General features: G+C 60.6%; 1 protein-coding gene. It reads left to right on the forward strand.

Features of this window, described 5'->3' with window-relative positions; all coding sequences use genetic code 11:
- Window positions 1–192: hypothetical protein (locus tag SB764_RS44055; protein WP_410867319.1), on the forward strand; the 192-nt coding region annotated here is incomplete at its 5' end.
- Window positions 193–241 lie beyond the last annotated feature (49 nt).

Here is a 241-nt window from a genome sequence, read left to right on the forward strand (position 1 = left end):
TCAGCATTATCGATGCAGGCGATGCGCAGCCGCGAGCGGTCGCCAGGTTTGGGAATCATGAATAGAGTACACCACTCCCATCTCCCCTCCACGGCAATGGGAACGTCTGAAGATCGCGAAGCTATAGGCCGCTGGTCAGCACCCGCTGACATGTCGGCGATAGCCGTTGAAAGTTATCCCGCAGACAATTGACCCCACGGCCGCCCTGGCCGACTGGATCTGCGACGAGCCCGAACGGGCC

This window comes from Paraburkholderia sp. SIMBA_027 (assembly GCF_046535315.1).
Taxonomy (GTDB): domain Bacteria; phylum Pseudomonadota; class Gammaproteobacteria; order Burkholderiales; family Burkholderiaceae; genus Paraburkholderia; species Paraburkholderia tropica.